Consider the following 21,004-nt stretch of genomic DNA (forward strand, 5'->3'; position numbering starts at 1 on the left):
ACCGGCTGCACGTCAAGCACGGGAGGGCCTTGTCGTTCAGGCGGATTGGTACAGGCCCCATTCCGGGATGGGGTCGTCGAGGGGTGCCGGCCAGCCGGGGTCGTCGGTGTTTGCGGCGGGGAATGGGTGCCCGGCCGTGAAGTGGTGCCAGTCGGGGAAGGGATCCGGAGGCAGTTCCGGCTCGGGATCCGCGGGCACGCCTCGCTCCGCCCGTGGGTCTGTGTCTGTTTTCGTGATCGGGAGGTGGGCGGGCCAGCGGGGCGGTTCCCAGTCCTGATGCTCGCTCGGATAGTAGCGTTTTGAGGGTGAAATCCAGCCCGGCGGGCTCGTTGTGGTGGCCCCGACGGGTGTCCAGGCGGAGGAGTGTTTGAGGCGGTGGTGTTTCGGGCAGGGCTGGCCCAGGTTGGCGATACCGGTGGTGCCCCCGTCGGCCCAGGCCAGGAGGTGGTCCGCCTCGTTGTCCAGGGAATGGTTGTTACAGCCGGGAAACGGACACCTGCCGTCACGGAGCCGGAGCCAGTGCCGCTGCGCCGCCGTCAGACGGTAGCTGCTCCGCCCGATTTCCAGCGGCGCCCCGTCCCGGGGATCGGTCAGGACCCGGTAGAAGGAACCCGCGCCGCCGGCGACGAGGCGGCGGGCCATCGACGGCGGGATCGGACCGTACCCGTCCAGGACGGCCGGTTCGTCCGTGAGGCCCAGCAGCGACAGGACCGGCACGGTGACCAGGACCTGCGCCCGCGGCACCGGAACACCCCCGCCCACACACCCGCCCGTCCCGCCGCCGGCAAGTCCGTTGGTGGTGCCCCCGCCGGCAAGTACGTTGGTGGTGCCGTCGCCTGTTCCGCCGGTGGCGTTGGTGAGGAGCCAGGTCGCGGCGATGTCGGCGCGCAGCTGGGCCAGGGTCCGGGTCTCGGCCGGGCCCTGCAGGGCCCGGGCGGCGGCGGTGGTCCGTTCCCAGATTCCGGCCGCGGTCTCGGCCGGGAGCCGGGCCGAGAGCCAGGCCATGCCGTCCCGGTCCGGGACGAACTCGACCCGCCGGTCCGCGACGCTCACGGTGTGGCGTGCCTCGATGCTCTCCGGATGGTGGCGTTCGCGCCAGGTGCGGGCCTTGGCCCGGAACCGGGACGGCACGAGCTCCCCGGCCGCACAGCCCCGGGCCGCCCCGGGCGCGGCCGGGTCCAGGAAATGCCCCTCCAGCGAGGCCGCCCCGGCAGAATCCAGGCCGCTGGTTTCCTCGACAAGGATCCGGGCGTGCTGCCAGGAAATCGTCCCGGCCCGCAACGCCGCCCAGGTCAGCGGCAGCCCGGTCGTCAACGCCCGGGCCTCGGACAACAGCGCCCCGGCGGTGCGTTCGCTCACGGTCAGGACACACGCCACCTCGGCGACCAGGGCCATCTCCTGGACGGCACGGTCCCGCACGGATCCCGCCGGCGGGGCCAGGAACCTCGCCGCCCGCGCGTAATCGGCGGCCAGCTGAACCTTCAGCGCCGCCGTCCGGGCCTCCAACCGGGCCACCTCGGCCAACCCGTCCAACAACCCATCCGCCAAATCCCGCAACGGATCAGCGTCCCGGAGGGCATCAGCATCCCGCAAGTCATTGGCATCCCGCTGGGCATCGGCGGCGGCCGGATCAGAGCGGTCCGGGCCGCCGGCACCGGACCCGAGCAAGGCAGCCAGCACAGCCACAGACGCCGCAACGGCCTCCGCCGCCGCGTTGGCGTCCGCGCCGCGATCCACACTCGAGGCTGCTCTGCTCTCCACACCCACAGCATCTCAGGACCCTCCGACAAAAATAGCGGCATGGCCTGTCCTCGACGCGGGTGCTGACCCGATAACCAAGAATCGTTTGAGAGCTGGTGTCCGGGCGCTGCGCTTCTCCAACAATCGAGCTGGGCCGGTCCATATCGAACTGCTCGCAATTTCGCCGGCAGTTCGAGGGCCACCAGGCAGGAGAAAAGGAATGTCCCGCCTGGTCGGGTTGGCCAGTGCAGCAAAGAGCAGGTCGGCTGGCGAGGCTTTCGTTCTGACAGGCACAGCACCCTTTTATTTAGGAAAAATCCTACGCGTCAACCGCTGCTGGACGGAAAATCGGATGGAGGCCATGCCGGGACCGGCGCGGCGGGTGCGATTTCCCGGCGGCGGCGCACGCTCACGCGGCATCGGTCCAATAGGAAAGCCTCCGCGCGAGTCAAGGACTCAAGCGCGGAGGCTCCCGACTCTCCAAGCTGGGGGACTGGAGGGTCAACACAATTCTAGCGCCTGGACGGCCTGGCGGCCCCTATGCCCTGCTTCTGCGACCGGCTACTGCGCCGAAGATGAGCAGCACAATGACGGCGCCCAGAATGGAGAGGAGCCAGGTCCGCAGGTCGAAGAAGTTCCCGAGGCCTCCTCCGAAAATCAACGATCCGATCCAGCCGCCGAGGATCGCGCCCACGACGCCCAGCACGAGCGTGACTACCCAGCCGCCTCCCTGCCGGCCGGGAAGCAGTGCCTTGGCGATGGCCCCTGCAATAAGCCCGAGAATGAGAAAAGCGAGAATCCCCATGACTGTACTTCCTTTCCGTGGACTGGCCGTGGAATGCGGCCGTAAGCATGATTCAATCAGCATGCTTAGTAGTTCGCAATACCGGGTGAACGGCGAATGACGAAGTTTTTCGACTCGTCAGTCCGGCTCCGCCCTTCGTGTTCGCCGTTGTTTAGGCGAAAACCTGATTGCGCCACATGGAGGGCCCGCTGGGCCACCTGCTTCATCCGGGCCTTCTACCAGCACAGTCGCGGGCGCCTGTGGTCCACGGGGGAGCGAGGGGAACCCGTGCGAGATTGGCGATTCGATCGGCCGTCGGACGCGTGGCGCAGTTGCCCTGTTCGAGAATAAATCCACTGTCTTCCTGTTTGTAACGACCGCGGCGACACGCGGTCCACAGGCGCTTGGCGTGACGCAGCGCCGCAGTGTTGAGCTTGATTGTCATGCGGGGCCTTCTGAGCCGTATCTTTCCGGGTCCGGGGGTGTACCGGGTCAATGGGTGCTCAATACAGGTGCCCCAGGCGGGAGTCAGCTCTGAACGCGGACGGCGGTGTTCGCCGACCGGGGTAGTCGATGCTCGGGCCGCTGGACTACTTCTGGGTATGTGGGCCGGAATCCTCACCGGGTTTACGGGTGGCATCTACGGTGCCGTCCGCGCCGTAGTCGCCCTCTGAATATCGGCCTATTTCAGATTCTGCCGTGCGGCCGCGAATAGTCCCGGCGTCGCCATAGTCGGCCTCCACATACCGTCCCGATTCCGTGGCTTTGTCGCCCAGGGGCTCGGGCAGGCCGCCCTCGCTGCCGGCCGCGCCGTAATCCCCTTCGGTATATTGGCCTTCCTCGTCCTCCGCGTGGCGGCCGGGTTGCGCGCCGGCTTTGCCATAGTTGCCTTCCACGTAACGGCCCCGCAGGTCTGGCTCTTCGGGCTTCTTCTTCGTTCCCGCTTCATCCGGGGTGTTCTCGAAGCCGCTGTTGTCGGTCATGATCGTGCCTTTCCCGAAGCGAACTTTGCGTCTTCTGCGGCGCAGTTTAAGTTTAGCGAGGGCCGCCTCGGAGTTATAGGGAGCGGTCACCGCGGGGGAGTGGCACTCCACGGCCCTGTGCTGCGGTAGTCGGGCTACGTCGTCAAAGTAAGAAGGCCATTTTCAGCCTGCGTACGCCGGGAAGTGTCCTAGACGGCGTCGGGCCGCTGATCACCCTTGTGGCTCCGCAGGTTCTCCTGCACCTTGCCGAACAAATCCTTGATGGTCGACTCCGTATTAGTGAGCATGTCCGGCTGGACGTAGACCTGTTGGGCGGGAGACAAGCTGTAGTGGGACGGCAGGCCACCCGTGCCGTCCACGCCTTCCAGTGCGATGGTCACGCTGCCTTCCTTGCGCGCAATGGCGCCGATCCGGCCGAAGACCACGGTAAATTCGTCCGGCTGGAAGCTCACGGTCAGCCCGACATGCGCCCGGCTCAGGTCGCTTGCCGCGACGGCCTTCTCGTTCCCGGTTCCTGCATAGCTCATGTCCATCTCCCCGACAGTTGGTGGCATTGGCGACTCGTACGCGAGCAGTCTACGTCTGGACCCAGAGGCCGGAAAGGACCCCGCCGGCTGCCCGATACCGGACCAGGTCCGCTCTGGTGGAGAATGCGTTCATGACCAAAGACGATCTTCGGCCTGTCTACTTCCTTTCGGATAGCACCGGCATCACCGCAGAAACCCTCGGCAACACCCTGCTCACCCAGTTCCCCGCGAATAACTTTGACCGCATCACGGTCCCTTTCATCACGACCGTAGAGCAGGCCAAGACCGTGGTCGGCACGATCGACAGCCTGGCCGTCTCCGGCCTCCAACCGATCGTCTTTTCCACCGCGGTCAGCAGCGACATCCGGCAGGTCCTGGCGACGTGCAACGGGATCATCGTGGACCTGATCGGTACGCATGTCGGACAGCTGGAGCGGGCCCTCGGTTCGCCGGCCAGCGGCGAACCCGGCAGGGCGCATGGCCTGGGCAATGCGGAGCGGTATCAATCCCGGATGGCCGCCGTCGAATACGCCATGGAACACGACGACGGCCAGAGCCTGCGTGCGCTCGAAAAGGCCCAGGTCATCCTGGTGGCCCCGTCACGATGCGGCAAAACGCCCACCACCATGTACCTGGCGCTGCAACACGGCATCTTCGCCGCGAACTTCCCGCTGGTGGATGAAGACTTCCAACGCGAAGGGCTCCCCAAGCCGCTGAGGCCTTTTGTGGAGAAATGTTTCGGTCTCTCCTCCAACCCCCTGCGCCTGAGCCAGATCCGCACGGAACGGCGCCGCGGCTCATCGTACGCTTCGCTGCGGCAGTGCGGGTTCGAGCTGCGCAGCGCCGAGCAGTTATACGTCTCCCATAGGATTCCGTACCTGAATTCAGCCACGGTCTCCGTGGAGGAAATGGCGGCCACCATTCTGCAGCGGATGAACCTCAAGCATTAGGGAAAAGTTTCACAAACCCTGTGTGGCGGACGTCATATGGAAAGAGAGCCTCAGACCTGTCAGTGTGGACAGGACTTGCGCCCATCAACCGGCCATCGCCGCGAGCGGGGCGGTGCACCTGCATGCCATCTTCTGCAAAGGAGCAGTAATTATGACGACAGACATCCTGTGGTTTTCAGAACTCGGACTCAAGGACCTGGACCGGGTGGGCGGAAAGAACGCTTCCCTCGGCGAAATGGTGCAGAACCTGACCTCGGCCGGGGTTCAGGTCCCCGACGGCTTCGCCACGACAGCGGATGCCTACCGCAACTTCCTGGCAGATTCCGGCCTGGACCAGAAGATTGCCGACAGGCTGGTCGGCCTGGACACTGACGATGTGACGGCCCTGGCCTCCGCCGGGCAGGAGATCCGTGCCCTGATGCGCGAGACGCCCTTCCTGCCGGACTTCGAAGCGCAGATCCGGAACGCCTACCAGCAACTGGTGGACAAGCACGGCGGCTCGGAGGACCTGTCCTGGGCAGTCCGTTCCAGCGCCACCGCGGAAGACCTTCCCGATGCCTCCTTCGCCGGGCAGCAGGAAACGTTCCTGAACGTCCGCGGGATCGAGAACATCCTGCTCGCCATCAAGGATGTGTTCGCGTCCCTCTACAACGACCGGGCGATCGCCTACCGCGTGCACCACAAATTCGAGCACGCTGAGGTGGCGCTCTCGGCCGGCATCCAGCGCATGGTGCGCTCCGACGTCGGCGCCTCCGGCGTCATGTTCACTATGGACACGGAGTCCGGGTTCCAGGACGCCGTGTTCGTCACGTCCTCCTACGGTCTCGGCGAGGCCGTCGTTCAAGGCGCGGTCAACCCCGACGAGTTCTACGTCTACAAGCCCGCGCTGCAGGCCGGACGCCCCGCCATCCTCAAACGAGGACTGGGCGAGAAGGCCCTCCAGATGACCTACACCACCAGCCGCGAAATCGGCCGCACCATCGACTTCGTGCCGGTTGAGGCGTCATTGCGGAACCGCTTCAGCCTCAGCGACGCCGACGTCGAACAGCTCGCCCGGCACGCTGTCGCCATCGAAAACCACTACGGCCGCCCGATGGACATCGAATGGGGCAAGGACGGGATCGACGGCGGCCTGTACATCCTGCAGGCCCGCCCGGAGACCGTGCAGTCCCGCCGGGCCTCCGGAAGCCTGAGCCGTTTCCGCCTCAACGGAACCAGCCGGGTGCTGGTCGAGGGCCGTGCCATCGGCCAGCGCATCGGCGCCGGCAGCGTCCGCATCCTCACCGCGATCGACCAGATGGCCGCTTTCAAGACCGGCGATGTCCTCGTCGCCGACATGACCGACCCGGACTGGGAACCGATCATGAAGCGCGCCTCTGCCATCGTGACCAACCGCGGCGGCCGCACGTGCCACGCGGCCATCATCGCCCGGGAACTGGGGATTCCCGCCGTCGTCGGCACCGGGGACGCCACAGAAGCCCTGTCCGACGGCCTCGAAGTGACCGTCTCCTGCGCCGACGGTGAGACCGGTGTTATTTACGAAGGGCTCCTGGACTTCAGCGTCGAGGAAACCGAGATCACCCAGCTGCCCGAGGCTCCCATCAAGGTCATGATGAACGTCGGCACCCCGGAACAGGCGTTCACCTTCGCGCAGCTGCCCAACCACGGAGTGGGACTGGCCCGGCTCGAATTCATCATCAACCGACAGATCGGCATCCACCCGAAGGCGCTGCTTAACCTGGCCGAGCAGCCGGCGGACGTCGCCGCGGAAATCCGCGAGCGGATCGCCGCGTACGACAGCCCGCGCGAGTACTACATCAAGCGCCTGGCCGAAGGCGTGGCCACCATCGCGGCGGCTTTCGCGCCGGAACCCGTGATCGTGCGCATGTCCGACTTCAAGTCCAACGAGTACGCCAACCTGATTGGCGGTCCCGCCTACGAGCCGCACGAAGAGAACCCGATGCTCGGCTTCCGCGGCGCCTCACGGTACCTGGAGCCGTCCTTCCGGGACTGCTTCGACCTCGAGTGCGAGGCCCTGTCCTTTGTCCGCAACGAGATGGGGCTGACCAACGTCAAGCTGATGATCCCGTTCGTGCGGACCCTGGACGAGGCCCGCGGCGTCATTGACCTGCTGGCGGAGAACGGCCTCACGCGCGGTGAGAACGGCCTCGAGGTGATCATGATGTGTGAGATTCCGTCCAACGCGTTGCTCGCCGACGAGTTCCTGGACTACTTCGACGGATTCTCCATCGGTTCCAATGACATGACCCAGCTGGCCCTGGGCCTGGACCGGGATTCCGCGATTGTCTCGGGCGGCTTCGACGAACGCGACCCTGCCGTCAAGAAGCTCCTGAGCATGGCCATCAAGGCCTGCAAGGCGCGCGGCAAATATGTGGGCATCTGCGGCCAGGGTCCCAGTGACCACATGGACTTCGCTGAGTGGCTGGTGGCGGAAGGCATCGATTCCGTCTCCTTGAACCCCGATACCGTGGTGGATACCTGGCTCAGGCTCGCCGGCGGGGCCGTCGAGGCAGGAGTCGGCGCCGAGGCGAACTGACGGCACGACGCCGAGGGAGCGGCAGGCGGCACACCCGCCGGGCAGCACGGTCTATCTATTTCAGACCGTGCTGCTGCGGCCGCACCGACCGCCTGGCGGGACACGCACGACGATGCGCCGTCGGCTCGCGACACATTTCCCGCGGCCGGCCAACCGGTCCTCTCGACTGGGGAACAACGGAGCCGTGATATACGTTGCAGTTCCGTCAGGTAAGAACGTCAGAGAAGAGAATGACCCCAGTGGCAACTGATTACGACGAAGTACGTTCCGACGTCAAGGAATCCCAGGACCGGTCCCTTGAGGCGTTGCAGTCCGCCAACGCACCGGATGCCCGCAGCGTTGCACGTGAGTTGGACGAGGCCGACGCACTGGATGAAGCGATGACTCCGGGCGGCGAGTTTGTCGCCGAGGAGCTGATCGTTCAGGTCATACCCCAGGCGCAGGATGAGTTCACCTGCTATTCCTGCTTCCTGGTCCGTCACCGGTCCCAGCTCGCTCGCGAAAAGGACGGCCACCAATACTGCATTGAGTGCGAGGGATAAGACGGATCACGTCCCGACGCCTGGAAGCAGCCGCAAGGCCGAAATTGGTTAGAGTCTCTACCTCAAGGCCTGCGGGGGACCGGGCCGCTCATGGTGGCGTCGGTAAATGCTGGAGACGGATTGACCGCACTTAGCTTGGCCTATGAATGGTTCGCAGAGGACGTACCGAACAAGACCTGGATCCGCGCCGTTGAGAAATCACAAACCCTTGAATCCCGCAGCGCAACGCACTTTGGGTTTGTCCAGGCCGGGGGAGAGGCCCAGAGCTTCGCCGTAGGGTTGAACCGCCGGTTAAAAGCGGATTCGGACACAAGTGTGTCGCGTTCGGAGGGAAAGAGATCCAGCCCGTCGTTCATGTGCTCCTGACCGCGCTCGAACCAGTCGGCGGCGATTTCTCCCGGCCCGTTGAACACGCTCAGGACACTGCAGGCTTGGGGGAGAACCCCGCGGTGTTCCAGTCAAAGCAGACCTGGACAGGATGCGTTCGGAAAAACACTTCACAGAGCCGTTCCCAGCCGCCGTCCGGGGCCGAACTTAGCCACCCAACACTCCTAGCGCAGAATCAACCGCCGTGAACCCTCCGTCACATTGCAGTTGAGGAATGATCCATGCAACTAATGCAAAATTCATGCCAACCCCCGGGTCAGGAGCACGTCTCACGCAATGCACGGACGGTCACGCTGGTTTTACGCCAACGCTCTAACCCCGATTCCAGTGGGCCCACGAACGCAGTATTCCCGCAGGCCAGAGCAGGGTATTGGGGTCGAGGTGATGCGCGCCGGAAAGGTTTGCGGAGGAGGGGCGATATTGCATCAGGTGCAATAATCACGATTCTACTTTACATAATGTTGATTATCGGCGTTGAGAAATCAGCCGGAAGTGGCTTAGCGGAGCCCGACCCTTTGCGTGTCGGTGCTATCAGAGCTGCGTCTTAGAATTCCGCGCTATAGCTGCATCGCCAAAGTATCGGCGCCTGCCGCGACAATCAGAATCGGCTGGGTTCCGGCGGCTGAGATCGACCTCGGAAACCGGCGAGCGAGCTGGACGTGACGAACAAGCCCGCCCTCGCACCTGGATCCATTCCAGCCAGGTTATGGACGCCCAAACGTCACGTCACGCGATAACTCACAAAACTCACATATGCTCATAGCGTTCAACCAAACTCACAAGACACACAGGAACTCATAGGAGCCCGCCGATGGAAAACCCGTTTCGACCCTCGGCAGGTGCCACACCGCCGGAAATCCTCGGCAGGGCCGGTGTGCTGGATGAGTTCGAGTATGGGCTGCGCCTGGGCTCCGGCGCCCCCGGCCTCCTGACGATCTTCACCGGCGCCCGGGGAATCGGCAAGACCGTGATGATCGGCGCCGCCCACGATGTCGCCCGCGAACACGGCTGGGCCGTGATTTCCGAGACCGCCACCGCAGGTTTCATGGGTCGCATTGGCGAATCCATGCGCCAGCTCGCCGAAGAGCTCGGCACTGGCCCGGTGGTCCGGCGCATCACTGCGGTGGCCGCCGCAGGTTTCAGCATCACTACGCAGCTCCCGCCCGAACGCCAGGTAGCGTGGCGGACCCTGGGCCAGAACCTCCTGACGCTTCTTGACAAGCACGGCACCGGCCTGGTCATCACGGTAGACGAGATTCATGCCGCCGACCGCGGCGAACTGGCCCAGCTGGCCGCCAGTGTCCAGCACTTCACCCAGGACCGTCTCCCCATTGGTTTGGTCTTCGCCGGACTGCCGGCCGCAGTGTCGGACCTGCTCAACGAAGGGGTCGCCACTTTCCTCCGCCGGGCCGACAAGATTGACCTTCACGCTGCCGCCGTGCGGGAAGTGGAAGAGTCGTTCGCCCACACCTTCGCCGAAGCGTCCTTCGAGGTCTCCCCCGCCCTGGTCCGCCGTGCGGCAGAAGCCACGGGAGGGTATCCGTTCCTCATCCAACTGGTCGGATACTTCCTCTGGAGGGAAGCGGAGATCAACCAGGGAACACTCACTCCCGAGTCAGTCGAACGCGGTATCGCGGCGGCACACCGACGCAACGCCCGTACCGTGATCGAAGCCGCGCTCGCCACCGTCTCCCCCAAAGACCTCGACTTCCTGCACGCCATGGCCGAGGACGACGGACCCTCCGTGGCCGGGGACATCGGACGGCGCATCGGAGCCAGGACAAATCTCGTCGCGAACTACCGCTCAAGACTGCTGGCAGCGGGCCTCATTGAAGCCGCCGGCCACGGAAAAGTCGACTTCGCCATCCCCGGCCTGCGCCAACATCTCAGGGCACAAACCAGTGACTAGGCCCTTCGGGGACAGCCCGCGGATGCGGTGCTTGCCGGCTCCGGACAAGCCGGCAAGCCGCCGCCGTGTTCAGGCGCCGACGTAAGCCGCGAGGTGCTGGCCGGTGAGTGTTGAACGTCCGGCGACGAGGTCAGCGGGTGTTCCCTCAAAGACCAGTCTCCCGCCGTCGTGGCCGGCGCCGGGGCCAAGGTCGATGATCCAGTCGGCGTGCGCCATGACCGCCTGGTGATGCTCGATGACGATGACCGATTTGCCCGAATCCACGAGGCGGTCCAAAAGACCAAGCAGCTGCTCGACGTCGGCCAGGTGCAGGCCGGTGGTCGGCTCGTCGAGGACGTAGACGTCGCCCTTTTCGGCCATCTGGGTGGCGAGCTTGAGCCGCTGCCGTTCCCCGCCGGACAGCGTGGTGAGTGGCTGGCCGAGGGTCAGGTAGCCGAGGCCGACGTCGGCGAGCCGGCCCAGGATCTTGTGCGCGGCGGGTGTTTTGGCCTCGCCGTCGTCGAAGAAGTCCAAGGCCTCGGCCACCGACATCGCGAGGACTTCGGCGATGTTCCGGCCGCCCAGCCTGTACTCCAGCACTGACGCCAGGAATCGCTTCCCGTCGCACTCCTCGCAAACGGATTCGACCGTGGCCATGACTCCCAGGTCGGTGTAGATGACGCCGGCGCCGTTGCACGCGGGGCAGGCGCCCTCGGAGTTGGAGCTGAAGAGCGCCGGTTTCACCCCGTTGACCTTCGCGAACGCCTTGCGGATCGGGTCCAGCAGCCCGGTGTACGTCGCCGGGTTGCTCCGCCTTGAGCCGCGGATCGCGCTCTGGTCGACCACCACTACGCCCTCGCGGCCGTCGATTGAGCCGTGGATCAACGAACTCTTCCCGGAGCCTGCGACGCCAGTGACGGCGCAGAGCACCCCGAGCGGAATGTCGACGTCCACATCCTTGAGGTTGTGCATGGACGCGCCGCGGATCTCCAGCGTGCCCGACGACGAACGCACCAAGTCCTTGAGGCTGGCCAGGTCGTCGATGTGACGCCCGGTGATGGTCCCGCTCCCCCGCAGGCCCTCTACCGTGCCCTCGAAGCACACGCTGCCGCCCCCGGTGCCGGCGCCGGGGCCGAGGTCGACGACGTGGTCGGCGATCGCGATCATCTCCGGCTTGTGCTCCACGACGAGCACGGTGTTGCCCTTGTCGCGAAGTTGGAGCAGCAGCCTGTTCATCCGCTCGATGTCATGGGGATGCAGGCCGATCGACGGCTCGTCAAAGACGTAGGTGACGTCGGTCAGCGAGGAGCCAAGATGGCGGATCATCTTGGTCCGCTGTGCCTCTCCCCCGGACAGGGTGCCCGCCGGCCGGTCAAGGGAGAGATAGCCCAGGCCGATCCCCGCGAACGAGTCGAGGATGTGCTGGAGTCCGGCGAGCAGCGGGGCCACGGAGGGTTCGTCAAGGCCGCGGGCCCAGTCGGCGAGGTCGCTGATCTGCATGGCGCAGGCCTCAGCGATGTTCTTCCCCTTGATCTTCGAGGACAACGCCTCCTGGCTGAGCCGGGTGCCGCCGCATGCGGGGCAGGTCGTGAACGTGATCGCCCGTTCCACGAACGCGCGCACGTGCGGCTGCAGCGCGTCGACGTCCTTGGATAGCATCGACTTCTGGATCTTCGGGATCAGCCCCTCGTACGTGAGGTTGATGCCCTCGACCTTGATCTTGGTCGGCTCCTTGTAGAGGAGGTCGTCCAGTTGCTTCTTGGTGAACTTGCTGATCGGCTTGTTCATGTCGAAGAATCCGGAACCGCTGAAAATGCGGCCGTACCAGCCGTCCATGCTGTAACCGGGGATCGTGAGCGCACCTTCACTGAGTGACTTGGTGTCGTCGTACAGCGCCGTGAGGTCGAAGTCGGTCACCGCGCCCATGCCCTCGCAGCGCGGACACATGCCGCCCTGGTACACCACGTCGCGCACCACGTTCCTCTCGACCCTGCCGCCCTTCTCGGTGCTCATCACCCCGCTCGCCTTGCGCGTCGGGACGTTGAAGGAGAACGCGGTTGGCGAACCGACGTGCGGCTGCCCGAGTCGGCTGAAGAGGATCCGGAGCATGGCGTTGGCGTCGGTGGCGGTGCCCACGGTGGAGCGCGGGTTGGCGCCCATCCGTTCCTGGTCGACGATGATCGCCGTCGTCAGGCCTTCCAGGAGGTCGACATCGGGCCGTTGCAGCGTCGGCATGAAGCCCTGCACGAAGGCACTGTAGGTCTCGTTGATCATCCGCTGCGACTCCGCGGCGATCGTGCCGAACACCAGGGAGCTCTTACCCGAGCCGGAGACGCCGGTGAACACCGTCAGGCGGCGCTTCGGGATCTCGATACTGACATCCTTGAGGTTGTTCTCGCGGGCGCCCTGCACACGGATCATGTCGTGGGTATCGGCAATCTGCTGCGCGGGCGCCTCCGTGTCCGTCCCCGTGGCCATGCTCATGGTGTCTCCATCTGTTCTACGGGACCGCCTTCGCGGTCTCTGTCGGCGTCGCTGTGCTCTATCTAACCAGCATCGGGAGGCAGCCACGGTCCTGTTTCATGGGCTGGTCCGCGGAGGGCTCAGCGCGGTTCCTGGATGCGGATCAGGTTGCCCGCGGGATCGCGGAAGGCACAGTCACGAACCCCGTAGGGTTGGTCGGTGGGCTCCTGGACGACCTCGGCGCCTCTGGCCTGCAGCCGCTCGAACGTGCCGTCGACGTCGGTCGTGGCCAGGAGGACCCGTGCGTAGGTGCCCTTGGCCATCATCTCGGCGATGGTGCCGCGCTCGTCGTCGGTGATTCCGGGGTCCGCGGCCGGCGGTTCCAGCACGATTGACGTGCCCGGTTGCCCGGCGGGGCCGACCGTGAGCCAGCGCATCCCGCCGTAGCCGACGTCGTTGCGGACCTCGAAACCGAGGGTGTCGCGGTAGAAGGCCAGCGAGGCGTCCGGATCGGTGTGTGGGAGGAAACTCGAGAGAATGGTGATGTCCATGGCGTTCATGCTAGCTGCGGCTCGTGGGCCCGCGCTTCTCGATTCCTGACCGGTCGGGTGACCTGTTTCGCCACGCAGGACGGCATGCCCGCCGTCGTGCGCGTTGCCTCCCGCCGAAAGACGCTGGGAGGCACCCCGACCAGCTCGGTGAAGCGGCTGCTGAAGGTGCCCAGCGAGGAGCAGCCGACGGCGAAGCAGACCTCAGTGACGCTGAGGTCGCCGCGGCGCAGCAGTGCCATGGCGCGCTCGATCCGGCGCGTCATCAGGTAGCTGTACGGGGACTCACCGTAGGCCAGACGGAACTCGCGGCTGAGGTGTCCGGCGGACATGTGCACGCCGCGGGCAAGGGCCTCGACGTTTAGTGGCTGCGCGTACTCCCTGTCCATCCGGTCGCGGACGCGGCGCAGCCGCGCGAGATCGCGGAGGCGTTGCTCGTCTCGTGGCTGTGGATCACTTTGCTGCGGATCCGGGGCGGGCATGCTGGTCACATCTGTGATCGTGCTACGCTCCGCCGGACTTGTCCAGCGCCGCCGGCGCCCCCGAATCTCCGTCCCATGCATTGTCTTTGACGCCGGGCTCACTGAGAATGAACCATGACGGTCTACCTGAGGTCTTTGGAAACTGCAGTCCCGCCAACCATTCTGGTCCAGCCCGAGGCCAGGGCCGTGTTCGCCGCCCAGCCGGGCCTGACGCGGCTCGGATCCCGGCTCGTCAACACCTGCTTTGACTCCGCAGCCATCGACACCCGGCATACGGCGGTCAAGGAGCTCACCACCGACAGCCGGGCGCAAGATCCGCAATTCTTCGACCCTGCCACGGGCCTGCTGCTCAGCCCGAGCACCAAGGTCCGGAACGACATCTTCGCCACGGAAGCCACCAAGCTCTTCATTGAAGCCGCCCAAAAAGCCCTGGATGCCTGTCCCGGGGTCGATGTGCTGGACGTAACCCACCTGATCACCGTTTCCTGTACCGGATTCTTCAATCCCGGGCCGGACTACAAGATCGTCCGCGCCCTGGGCCTGAACCCGGCCGTTCAGCGGTACCACCTGGGCTTCATGGGCTGCTACGCCGCTTTCCCGGCGCTGCGGGCGGCGAAGTCCTTTTGCGAGGCAGATCCCGAGGCTGTGGTCCTGGTGGTCTGCGCCGAACTGTGCTCGCTCCACGTCCGGACCTCCAACGACCCCGACACCATCATGGGGTCGGCACTGTTTGCCGACGGCGCCGCTGCGGCAGTCGTCACCGCCCGGGATATCCCCGGTGAGCCTGCCCTGCTGCAGTTGGACCACTTCGAAACCGTCCTGACGCCGGTCGGGGAGGAATCCATGGCCTGGAACATCGGCGACGAAGGCTTCGAGATGGTTCTGGGGAACTATGTCCCGCACATCATCGACGACCACATTATCGGCGCCCTCGAACCTCTCCTGTCACGGGACGGCTCGCTGCACGGACTCCGCTACGGCGACATCCAGCACTGGGCCATCCATCCCGGCGGCCGGAGCATCCTGGACAAGGTTCAGTCCCGGCTGGAGCTCAGCGATGAACAACTTGTCCCTGCCCGGGAAACATTGCGAAACTTCGGCAACATGAGCAGTGCCACCGTCCTGTTCGTCATCAAGCACATCCTTGACCTGCCGGCCGCCGGCGAGGACCGGGACGGGAAAGACGTTCCTGCAGTCAATCCGGGTGCGGAACGGATCTGCTCCATGGCCTTCGGCCCGGGCCTGACCGTGGAAACAGCGCTCTTCACCCGACTTCCGGTGCGGCGGGCCGCCGCAGCCGCGGAAACTCCCGACGCCGAGACCGCCGGCGCAGACCCGGCGCGCCCGGTCTCGGTGCGGGCCTGAAAGCGGCCACGCTGAAACCCTCCAACGTGCGGCTATTCACGACGGACCGACTCCGTTCGGTCCTTCTGCGGGACCGCGCGTCCGACGCCGTCGAGGAAATGGACCTGCCCGGCTGCGATCCCGGCCGACTGGAGCGCACCTATGCCCAGTTCGCGCTCGTCAACCGCGCGGTCGCCGGGTGGCGCGGCATCTATCGGCGCCGTGTGCGGCCGCGGCTGACCCCGGACACCCCGATGACCCTGCTGGACATCGGTTGCGGCGGGGGCGATGTTCCGGTCCTGCTGTCGCGTTGGGCCGGCCGGGACGGGCTGCGGCTGGACATCACGGCCATTGACCCGGATCCGCGGGCCAGCCTGTTCGCCACGGACCGGCACGCGTCTGCGGGTATCACCTTCCGCCAGGCGGCCGCCGCCGAGCTTGTCGCAGAAGGCCGCCGCTATGACTTCGTGGTGTCCAACCATGTACTGCACCACCTGGACGGACTGCCGGGATTCCTGGCCGAATCCGCCAGGCTGTCCCGCGGCACGGTGATCCACAACGACATCCGCCGCAGCCCCGCCGCCTACGCGCTCTTCGGTGCAGCCTCTTGGGTGTTCACCGGCTCCTACATCCGGCAGGACGGGCTGACCTCGATCCGGCGAAGCTTCACCGCAGCGGAACTGACCGCCGCCGCTCCCCCGGGCTGGACGGTTGCCCGCCACGCCCCCTTCCGCAACCTCCTTTTGCTGGACACCGCCGACGCCGGCCACCCGGAAGGACCACCCGCCGGTGGCTGATGTGCTGATCATCGGCGGCGGCCCGGTGGGACTTTTCATGGCCGCCCTGCTGCTCCAGGAGGGGGTGGAGGTGCAGGTGCTGGAGCAACGGAGCGCCCCGGAACCCCATTCGCGGGCCATCGGCATCCATCCGCCGGCCCTCGAGGCCCTCTCCCGCGCAGGAGTCGGGGAAACCCTGGTTGCCGAGGGCGTCCAGATCCGCCGCGGCGTCGCCCTGGCCCGCGGAAGGACGCTCGCCACGATGTCTTTCGCCGGAGTCTCGGACCGCTTCCCGTTCGTGCTGTCACTGCCGCAAGGCCGTACTGAGGCGCTGCTGGAACAGCGGGTCAACGAGCTCGACGGCGGCGCTGTGCACCGCACCGTCCGTGTCACCGGGTTGTCTGACGACGGCGTCCGGGTCACGGTGGAAGCCGCATCCCCGGGGGGCGCCCTCCGATACACGGCGCCGCTGGTCATCGCCGCCGACGGCGTGCGATCCACCGTGCGGTCCGTGCAGGGCATCGCCCTGCGCACCAAGGACCATCCGGACAGCTACCTCATGGGCGACTTCGCGGACGGGACCGGCTTTGGTCCCGACGCGGCTTTGTTCCTGGCCGGTGCGGGAATCGTGGAGTCGTTTCCCCTGCCCGGTCGTCTGCGCCGCTGGGTGGTCCGGCTGGGCCCCGGAGACTTCATTGGCCGTGAACTCGCTGCCCGCGACCCGGCCGCCGGCGATCGTGACGGCGATGCCCGGTGGCTGATGCAGTGTGTGCGGGACCGGACGGGATTCGAGATCGATGCCGGGACCAACAGCATGCTCAGCAGCTTTGGTGTCCGCACGCGCCTGGTGCGCCGAATGGCAGCCGGCCGGGTGGTGATGATCGGGGATGCGGCCCACGAGGTGAGCCCCATCGGCGGGCAGGGCATGAACCTGGGCTGGCTGGATGCCGCGGACCTGGCGCCGATCATGACGGCAGCGGCGCGCGGTCACAATGTGGCGGACCGTCTGCGGACTTTTGAACTCGCCCGCCTGAGGGCAGCCGCCAAGGCCGCCCGCCGGGCGGAAATCAACATGGCCCTGGGCCGGCCCCTCGCGGACGGCCTCTTGGCAGCGCGGAATCGGGCCATCGGCGGCGTGGCCGCAGTCCCGGCGGTGAATTCGTTGATCGCGCGCCGGTTCACCATGCATTGAAGCTCCCGTGGCTGCCCGGCCCATGGGTGACCGTGGCGCGGAATAGACTGTGCGCATGGACGGCCTCTCGGTGCCGCGGCGCCGCACAGTGTTCCGCACAGTGTTCCGCATACTGTGCAGCGCAGCGTCCGCCGTGGCCGTACTGGGTGCCGCAGCGTCCTGCAGCACGGGCACCGGTGGCGGGTCCGCCGGCACGCCCTCCGCTCCAACAGCCGTAGCGACAGCCACCTCCGCCGGGCCGGTGACCGTTGAACTCAACCAGTTTCGCGACAACTACAGCAATCAGATCATCGAAATCCAACTCACGAACACCACGGTCGCTCCTCTGACGGTCCTCGGTGCTGAACTGAGCACGCCGCTCTTCGCGGCCCCGATCGCCTGGCCGGCGACCGCCGGCGGTATCGTGCTGCCGCCCGGCCAGATGAAGAGTCTGCCGGCACCGTTATCCGCGCCGGAATGTAACAGCACTGGCGCATCCCGCGGGGTGCCCGGGGACGAAACCGGCGGGACCACCCGAACCACCGGATCAGCGCAGGTGACCCTCCGGCTGGCGCCGCCAGCAGCCGCTGCAACAGACCCGGCCACCGGCCCAACCACGGCTGAAGATCCCTTCGGGGTCCTGGCGCGTAACAACGCTGAGATGTGCCTGACCCGCGAAGCCGCAGCGGTGGCGGCTTTCGCACTGGCTCCGGACCTTGAGGTCGCCGCGGACGGCCGGACCGCCGTCGTGCGTCTGCTCGTTACACCGGCCGCCGCCAAGGCAGGGGGCACCGGCGGAGCGGGCGCCGGTGAGTTGGTGATAGACCGAATTGACGAAACCACCCTGCTGGCCGAGTCCCCGGCTGCTCCGTGGCCGCGGGCGTTCACGGTTCGCGCCGGCGGGGCGGCTGCGGAACTGCGGCTTGGAATCCGGCCAGCCCGCTGCGATCCCCACGCCGTGGCCGAAGACAAAGTGGGCACACTCCTGCCGCTGCGCATCACGGTGGCGGGCCGGGAGGGCGTCCTAAAGATCGCTGCCGGCGACAAACTTCGGGGACAGATCTACGATTTTGTTACAACTGCCTGCGGCCGCCAGTAGTCTGAGGGCATGTCCATTGACGCCAGGCCCACCGACTACAGCGCCGCCCGGATCCAGGAGACCGTCCAGGAGATCCTGAGCGCGGGCATCCTGCCGCCGATCGTCCAGGCCGGGCATCCAGTCCTCCGGCACGTGGCCGCGCCGTTCGAAGGCCAGGTGACCGACGCCGAACTCGGTCACCTCATCGACCTCATGCGCAGCGTGATGCACAAGGCACCGGGCGTTGGCCTGGCAGCACCCCAACTCGGGATCCCCCTGCAGATCGCCGTCCTGGAGGACCAGTTTGCCGTCGATCCCGAGGTGGCTGCCGTCCGCGGACGGGAACCGCTGCCGTTCTTTGCCATGCTGAACCCGCGCTATCAGTCCCTTGGCAGGACGTCCGTGGCGTTCTATGAGGGGTGCCTCTCCGTCGGCGGCCTGCAGGCTGCCGTGCTGCGGCCGGAGTCGGTCCAGCTCGACTTCACAACACCGGACGGCACACAGCTGCAGCGGACTTTCACTGGCTGGCAGGCCCGGATTGTCCAGCACGAAACCGACCACCTGCACGGCATCCTGTACCTCGACCGGGCCGAGCTGCGCTCCATTAGCAACAACGCTGAATACTCCGCCCGCTGGGCCCAGCCGGACATCAGCCGTGCCCGGCAGGAACTCGGTTTCCTGCCGGACCCGGCGGAGGACTAGGGCTGCGGTGCCGGATTCTTCCCGGACGGCAGGTAGCGGGCCCACCACTTGAGGATTTCGTCGAAGCGCTGCTTGCGGTGGTGTGGGGTGCCGGAGCGCGATAGCTCGTGGTTCTCGCCCGGGAAGACCAGGAATCCGGTCTCAACCCCCTGCTGCTTGAGGGCCGTGAAGTAGCGCTGGCCCTGCTCCACGGGGCAGCGGAGGTCATCCTCGCTGTGGATCACCAGCGACGGCGTCCGCACGTTGTGCACTCGCGCCATGGGACTTTGGGCGGCCATCTGCTCCGCCGTACGGCCCGTGTATTCACCGCCGAAGAACCAGCCGATGTCCGAGGACCCGGTGAAGCTCACCGGATCCAGGAAGCCGCGTTCCACGATGGCCGCCCGGAAGCGGTGGTCGTGGCTGATGGTCCAGGCCGTCAGGTAGCCGCCATAGGATCCGCCCATGATGCCGACGTTGGCAGCGTCCAGTTCGTCGAACTTCTCCACGGCCCCGTCCAGGAAAGCCAGAACGTCCTGCATGTCCACGGTGCCCATCCGCTCCTTGATGGACCGCCCGTGGGCCTGCCCGTAGCCGGCCGAGCCCCGCGGGTTGCACATGAGCACGGCGTAGCCGGCCCCGGCATAGACCTGCGCTTCGTCGAACAAGGCCACGCTGAACTGGGCAAACGGGCCGCCGTGAATGGTCAGCAGCACCGGGTGCGGGCCGGGGCCTGCAGGTTTGACGAGCCAGCCATGGACCGGGTAGCCGTCGGTCGAGGGCATCGTGAGTTCCTGCGGCTCGCCGATGTCCGCCACGCTCCGCAGCGGCGCGGAGAAGTCCGTCAGCCGCCGCAGCTGCCCGCCGTCGAGCACGGCAACGTCGCCGGCCGTGGTGGAGTCGCTGAAGCTCACCGCCAGGGAGCCTCCGCCGCCGGCGGCGCCGGTGACTACCCGGTTGCCGTCCAGGAGCACGGTGTGGCCGCCGTCGACGAGGAACTCGTGCAGTTCCACGGTTCCCCGCGCGTTGTTCAGCACCAGGGCGCCCGCGGCGCCGCGCAGTTCGATCCGGCTGCCGCCGGACAGGTCAAAGGTCTCCACATCGCTGAGCGCAGTGGCGTGGCCGCCTGTGGCCGGCATGGCAAACAGGGCGGTGTTCCTGGCGACAAAGTCGTGGCCTGAGGGTCCCATGTCCTGGGCCAGGAAGAAGATCCACTGGCCATCGGCGGACTGGCGGACGGCACTGATGCTCTGCCGCCCGGCATCGGCCGGCCGGATGGCCTCCGGCTCCCCTCCGGCGGCGGGGATCGAGTAGATGCCGCTGACGAGGTCGGTGTCGCTCCCTTCGTGGAGGGCCGCGGTGAAGAAGATCGTGCCGCCGTCGGCGCTGAAGCTTGCGCCGTCGTGATCGGCCGCCCCGCTGGTGAGTTGCCGGGCGGCCGGCAGCAGGCTGGCGGCGGGCTCATGCGGATCGGCCGCGGCGCCGAGGGCCTTCAATGCGCGTCCGGCCGGGGCGACCTTCGGTTCAGCGTCAAGCGGCGGCACGTCCACGATGAACAGCTGCAGCGGCTTGTCGGCGGTATAGCCAAGGCCGTTCATCCGGTACTTGAAGTCGGTGATGAGCCGGGCGTCCTCGCTGCCGGCACCGACACCGTCGACGCTGCCGTACCGGCCCTCCTCCGGGGTCCTGGCACTGAAGACGATGCTCCCGGAATCGGGCGACCACGCAAACGAGCTGACACCCAGCGGTGCTGCGGTGAGTTGCTGGGGTTCGCCGCCGGCCGCTTCCACGACGTGGAGCTGCGGCTTCCCGCCCGCGGCCGCCCGCAGGAACGCAAGGGCCCGGCCGTCCGGGGAAAAATCCGGCGCCGTGTCACGGAAACCGCGGGTCAGGCGGCGGGGCCGCCGGTCCGGATCGAGGGGGACCTGACCAGGGTGGTCCGAGCCCAGCGGGACGGTCCACAACTGGCCCACGTAGGTGTCGGCATCGAAGTCCGGGCGGATCACGGACACCACGGCACGTGAGCCGTCCGGATGCACGGCGGGGGTGGAAACGGAATTGAGCAGCGGTAGATGTTCAGATTTCACGCTTGCGAGCCTAACG

General features: G+C 66.5%; 17 protein-coding genes. 9 read left to right on the forward strand and 8 right to left on the reverse strand.

The genetic code is table 11. The annotated features are described in order from the left end of the window. Nucleotides 1-36: 36 nt before the first annotated feature. The 4 genes from ACVWZ7_RS21215 to ACVWZ7_RS21230 all read right to left on the reverse strand — a co-directional run bounded on the left by ACVWZ7_RS21215 (nt 37) and on the right by ACVWZ7_RS21230 (nt 4,034). Nucleotides 37-1,761: a DUF222 domain-containing protein gene (locus tag ACVWZ7_RS21215; RefSeq protein ID WP_456509014.1), complete on the reverse strand. Its 1,725-nt coding sequence runs from the start codon at nt 1,759-1,761 to the stop codon at nt 37-39. Nucleotides 1,762-2,278: 517 nt separating this feature from the next. Next, nucleotides 2,279-2,545 carry a GlsB/YeaQ/YmgE family stress response membrane protein gene (locus ACVWZ7_RS21220; protein WP_091256129.1) on the reverse strand — a complete coding sequence of 89 codons (267 nt, stop codon included), beginning with the start codon at nt 2,543-2,545 and terminating at the stop codon, nt 2,279-2,281. A 569-nt stretch (nt 2,546-3,114) separates the two neighbouring features. Then, a complete protein-coding gene (locus ACVWZ7_RS21225) occupies nt 3,115-3,507 on the reverse strand; it encodes a hypothetical protein (protein ID WP_456509015.1) in 393 nt (130 codons plus the stop codon). Nucleotides 3,508-3,695: 188 nt separating this feature from the next. Further along, nucleotides 3,696-4,034 (reverse strand): hypothetical protein, encoded by a 339-nt coding sequence (locus tag ACVWZ7_RS21230; protein ID WP_091256138.1) that lies wholly within the window; start codon nt 4,032-4,034, stop codon nt 3,696-3,698. A gap of 131 nt (nt 4,035-4,165) precedes the next feature. Here ACVWZ7_RS21230 and ACVWZ7_RS21235 point away from each other — a divergent pair, with 131 nt between their 5' ends. The 4 genes from ACVWZ7_RS21235 (at nt 4,166) to ACVWZ7_RS21250 (ending at nt 10,379) form a co-directional block, all read left to right on the forward strand. Beyond that, nucleotides 4,166-4,984: a pyruvate, water dikinase regulatory protein gene (locus ACVWZ7_RS21235; protein WP_116765659.1), complete on the forward strand. Its 819-nt coding sequence runs from the start codon at nt 4,166-4,168 to the stop codon at nt 4,982-4,984. A 151-nt stretch (nt 4,985-5,135) separates the two neighbouring features. After that, a complete protein-coding gene (ppsA, locus tag ACVWZ7_RS21240; protein ID WP_344367654.1) occupies nt 5,136-7,541 on the forward strand; it encodes a phosphoenolpyruvate synthase in 2,406 nt (801 codons plus the stop codon). A gap of 239 nt (nt 7,542-7,780) precedes the next feature. After that, a complete protein-coding gene (locus ACVWZ7_RS21245) occupies nt 7,781-8,083 on the forward strand; it encodes a DUF4193 domain-containing protein (protein ID WP_116765661.1) in 303 nt (100 codons plus the stop codon). Between the two features lie 1,198 nt (nt 8,084-9,281). Next, the gene (locus tag ACVWZ7_RS21250) at nt 9,282-10,379 is read left to right on the forward strand and encodes an ATP-binding protein (RefSeq protein WP_456509016.1); all 1,098 of its coding nucleotides are present in this window, start codon (nt 9,282-9,284) and stop codon (nt 10,377-10,379) included. Nucleotides 10,380-10,448: 69 nt separating this feature from the next. Here ACVWZ7_RS21250 and ACVWZ7_RS21255 read toward each other — a convergent pair whose 3' ends face one another. The 3 genes from ACVWZ7_RS21255 to ACVWZ7_RS21265 all read right to left on the reverse strand — a co-directional run bounded on the left by ACVWZ7_RS21255 (nt 10,449) and on the right by ACVWZ7_RS21265 (nt 13,851). Next, nucleotides 10,449-12,842: an ATP-binding cassette domain-containing protein gene (locus ACVWZ7_RS21255; RefSeq protein WP_456509017.1), complete on the reverse strand. Its 2,394-nt coding sequence runs from the start codon at nt 12,840-12,842 to the stop codon at nt 10,449-10,451. A 119-nt stretch (nt 12,843-12,961) separates the two neighbouring features. Next, the gene (locus ACVWZ7_RS21260; RefSeq protein ID WP_456509018.1) at nt 12,962-13,381 is read right to left on the reverse strand and encodes a VOC family protein; all 420 of its coding nucleotides are present in this window, start codon (nt 13,379-13,381) and stop codon (nt 12,962-12,964) included. Beyond that, entirely contained in the window at nt 13,378-13,851 is a 474-nt protein-coding gene (locus ACVWZ7_RS21265; RefSeq protein WP_456509164.1) for a helix-turn-helix transcriptional regulator, read from the reverse strand. Before ACVWZ7_RS21265 ends, ACVWZ7_RS21260 begins: the two co-directional genes overlap by 4 nt. Nucleotides 13,852-13,965: 114 nt before the next feature. Between ACVWZ7_RS21265 and ACVWZ7_RS21270 the strand changes: the two genes are divergently transcribed. From ACVWZ7_RS21270 to ACVWZ7_RS21290, 5 genes are all read left to right on the forward strand, one after another. After that, entirely contained in the window at nt 13,966-15,216 is a 1,251-nt protein-coding gene (locus ACVWZ7_RS21270) for a type III polyketide synthase (RefSeq protein ID WP_344367665.1), read from the forward strand. 98 nt (nt 15,217-15,314) lie between these two features. Then, complete coding sequence (locus ACVWZ7_RS21275; RefSeq protein WP_237563307.1) at nt 15,315-15,992, forward strand: class I SAM-dependent methyltransferase; 678 nt, start codon at nt 15,315-15,317, stop codon at nt 15,990-15,992. Further along, on the forward strand, nt 15,985-17,163 hold the full coding sequence (locus ACVWZ7_RS21280) for an FAD-dependent oxidoreductase (RefSeq protein ID WP_456509019.1): 1,179 nt from the start codon (nt 15,985-15,987) through the stop codon (nt 17,161-17,163). The genes ACVWZ7_RS21275 and ACVWZ7_RS21280 overlap by 8 nt, the downstream gene beginning before the upstream one ends. A gap of 55 nt (nt 17,164-17,218) precedes the next feature. Further along, nucleotides 17,219-18,241: a hypothetical protein gene (locus tag ACVWZ7_RS21285; RefSeq protein WP_456509020.1), complete on the forward strand. Its 1,023-nt coding sequence runs from the start codon at nt 17,219-17,221 to the stop codon at nt 18,239-18,241. 9 nt (nt 18,242-18,250) lie between these two features. Next, nucleotides 18,251-18,922 (forward strand): peptide deformylase, encoded by a 672-nt coding sequence (locus ACVWZ7_RS21290; protein WP_456509021.1) that lies wholly within the window; start codon nt 18,251-18,253, stop codon nt 18,920-18,922. Here ACVWZ7_RS21290 and ACVWZ7_RS21295 read toward each other — a convergent pair. Beyond that, nucleotides 18,919-20,988 (reverse strand): S9 family peptidase, encoded by a 2,070-nt coding sequence (locus ACVWZ7_RS21295; RefSeq protein WP_456509022.1) that lies wholly within the window; start codon nt 20,986-20,988, stop codon nt 18,919-18,921. The genes ACVWZ7_RS21290 and ACVWZ7_RS21295 overlap by 4 nt on opposite strands. Nucleotides 20,989-21,004: the final 16 nt, after the last annotated feature.

The organism is Arthrobacter sp. TE12232 (assembly GCF_054062615.1).

Excerpts from the sequence above, each read along its gene's own strand:
- ACVWZ7_RS21220 (WP_091256129.1), bottom strand. The coding sequence starts at position 2,545 with ATGGGGATTCTCGCTTTTCTCATTCTCGGGCTTATTGCAGGGGCCATC.
- ACVWZ7_RS21225 (WP_456509015.1), bottom strand. The coding sequence starts at position 3,507 with ATGACCGACAACAGCGGCTTCGAGAACACCCCGGATGAAGCGGGAACG.
- ACVWZ7_RS21230 (WP_091256138.1), bottom strand. The coding sequence starts at position 4,034 with ATGAGCTATGCAGGAACCGGGAACGAGAAGGCCGTCGCGGCAAGCGAC.
- ACVWZ7_RS21235 (WP_116765659.1), top strand. The coding sequence starts at position 4,166 with ATGACCAAAGACGATCTTCGGCCTGTCTACTTCCTTTCGGATAGCACC.
- ppsA (WP_344367654.1), top strand. The coding sequence starts at position 5,136 with ATGACGACAGACATCCTGTGGTTTTCAGAACTCGGACTCAAGGACCTG.
- ACVWZ7_RS21250 (WP_456509016.1), top strand. The coding sequence starts at position 9,282 with ATGGAAAACCCGTTTCGACCCTCGGCAGGTGCCACACCGCCGGAAATC.
- ACVWZ7_RS21255 (WP_456509017.1), bottom strand. The coding sequence starts at position 12,842 with ATGAGCATGGCCACGGGGACGGACACGGAGGCGCCCGCGCAGCAGATT.
- ACVWZ7_RS21260 (WP_456509018.1), bottom strand. The coding sequence starts at position 13,381 with ATGAACGCCATGGACATCACCATTCTCTCGAGTTTCCTCCCACACACC.
- ACVWZ7_RS21265 (WP_456509164.1), bottom strand. The coding sequence starts at position 13,851 with ATGCCCGCCCCGGATCCGCAGCAAAGTGATCCACAGCCACGAGACGAG.
- ACVWZ7_RS21270 (WP_344367665.1), top strand. The coding sequence starts at position 13,966 with ATGACGGTCTACCTGAGGTCTTTGGAAACTGCAGTCCCGCCAACCATT.
- ACVWZ7_RS21275 (WP_237563307.1), top strand. The coding sequence starts at position 15,315 with ATGGACCTGCCCGGCTGCGATCCCGGCCGACTGGAGCGCACCTATGCC.
- ACVWZ7_RS21285 (WP_456509020.1), top strand. The coding sequence starts at position 17,219 with ATGGACGGCCTCTCGGTGCCGCGGCGCCGCACAGTGTTCCGCACAGTG.
- ACVWZ7_RS21290 (WP_456509021.1), top strand. The coding sequence starts at position 18,251 with ATGTCCATTGACGCCAGGCCCACCGACTACAGCGCCGCCCGGATCCAG.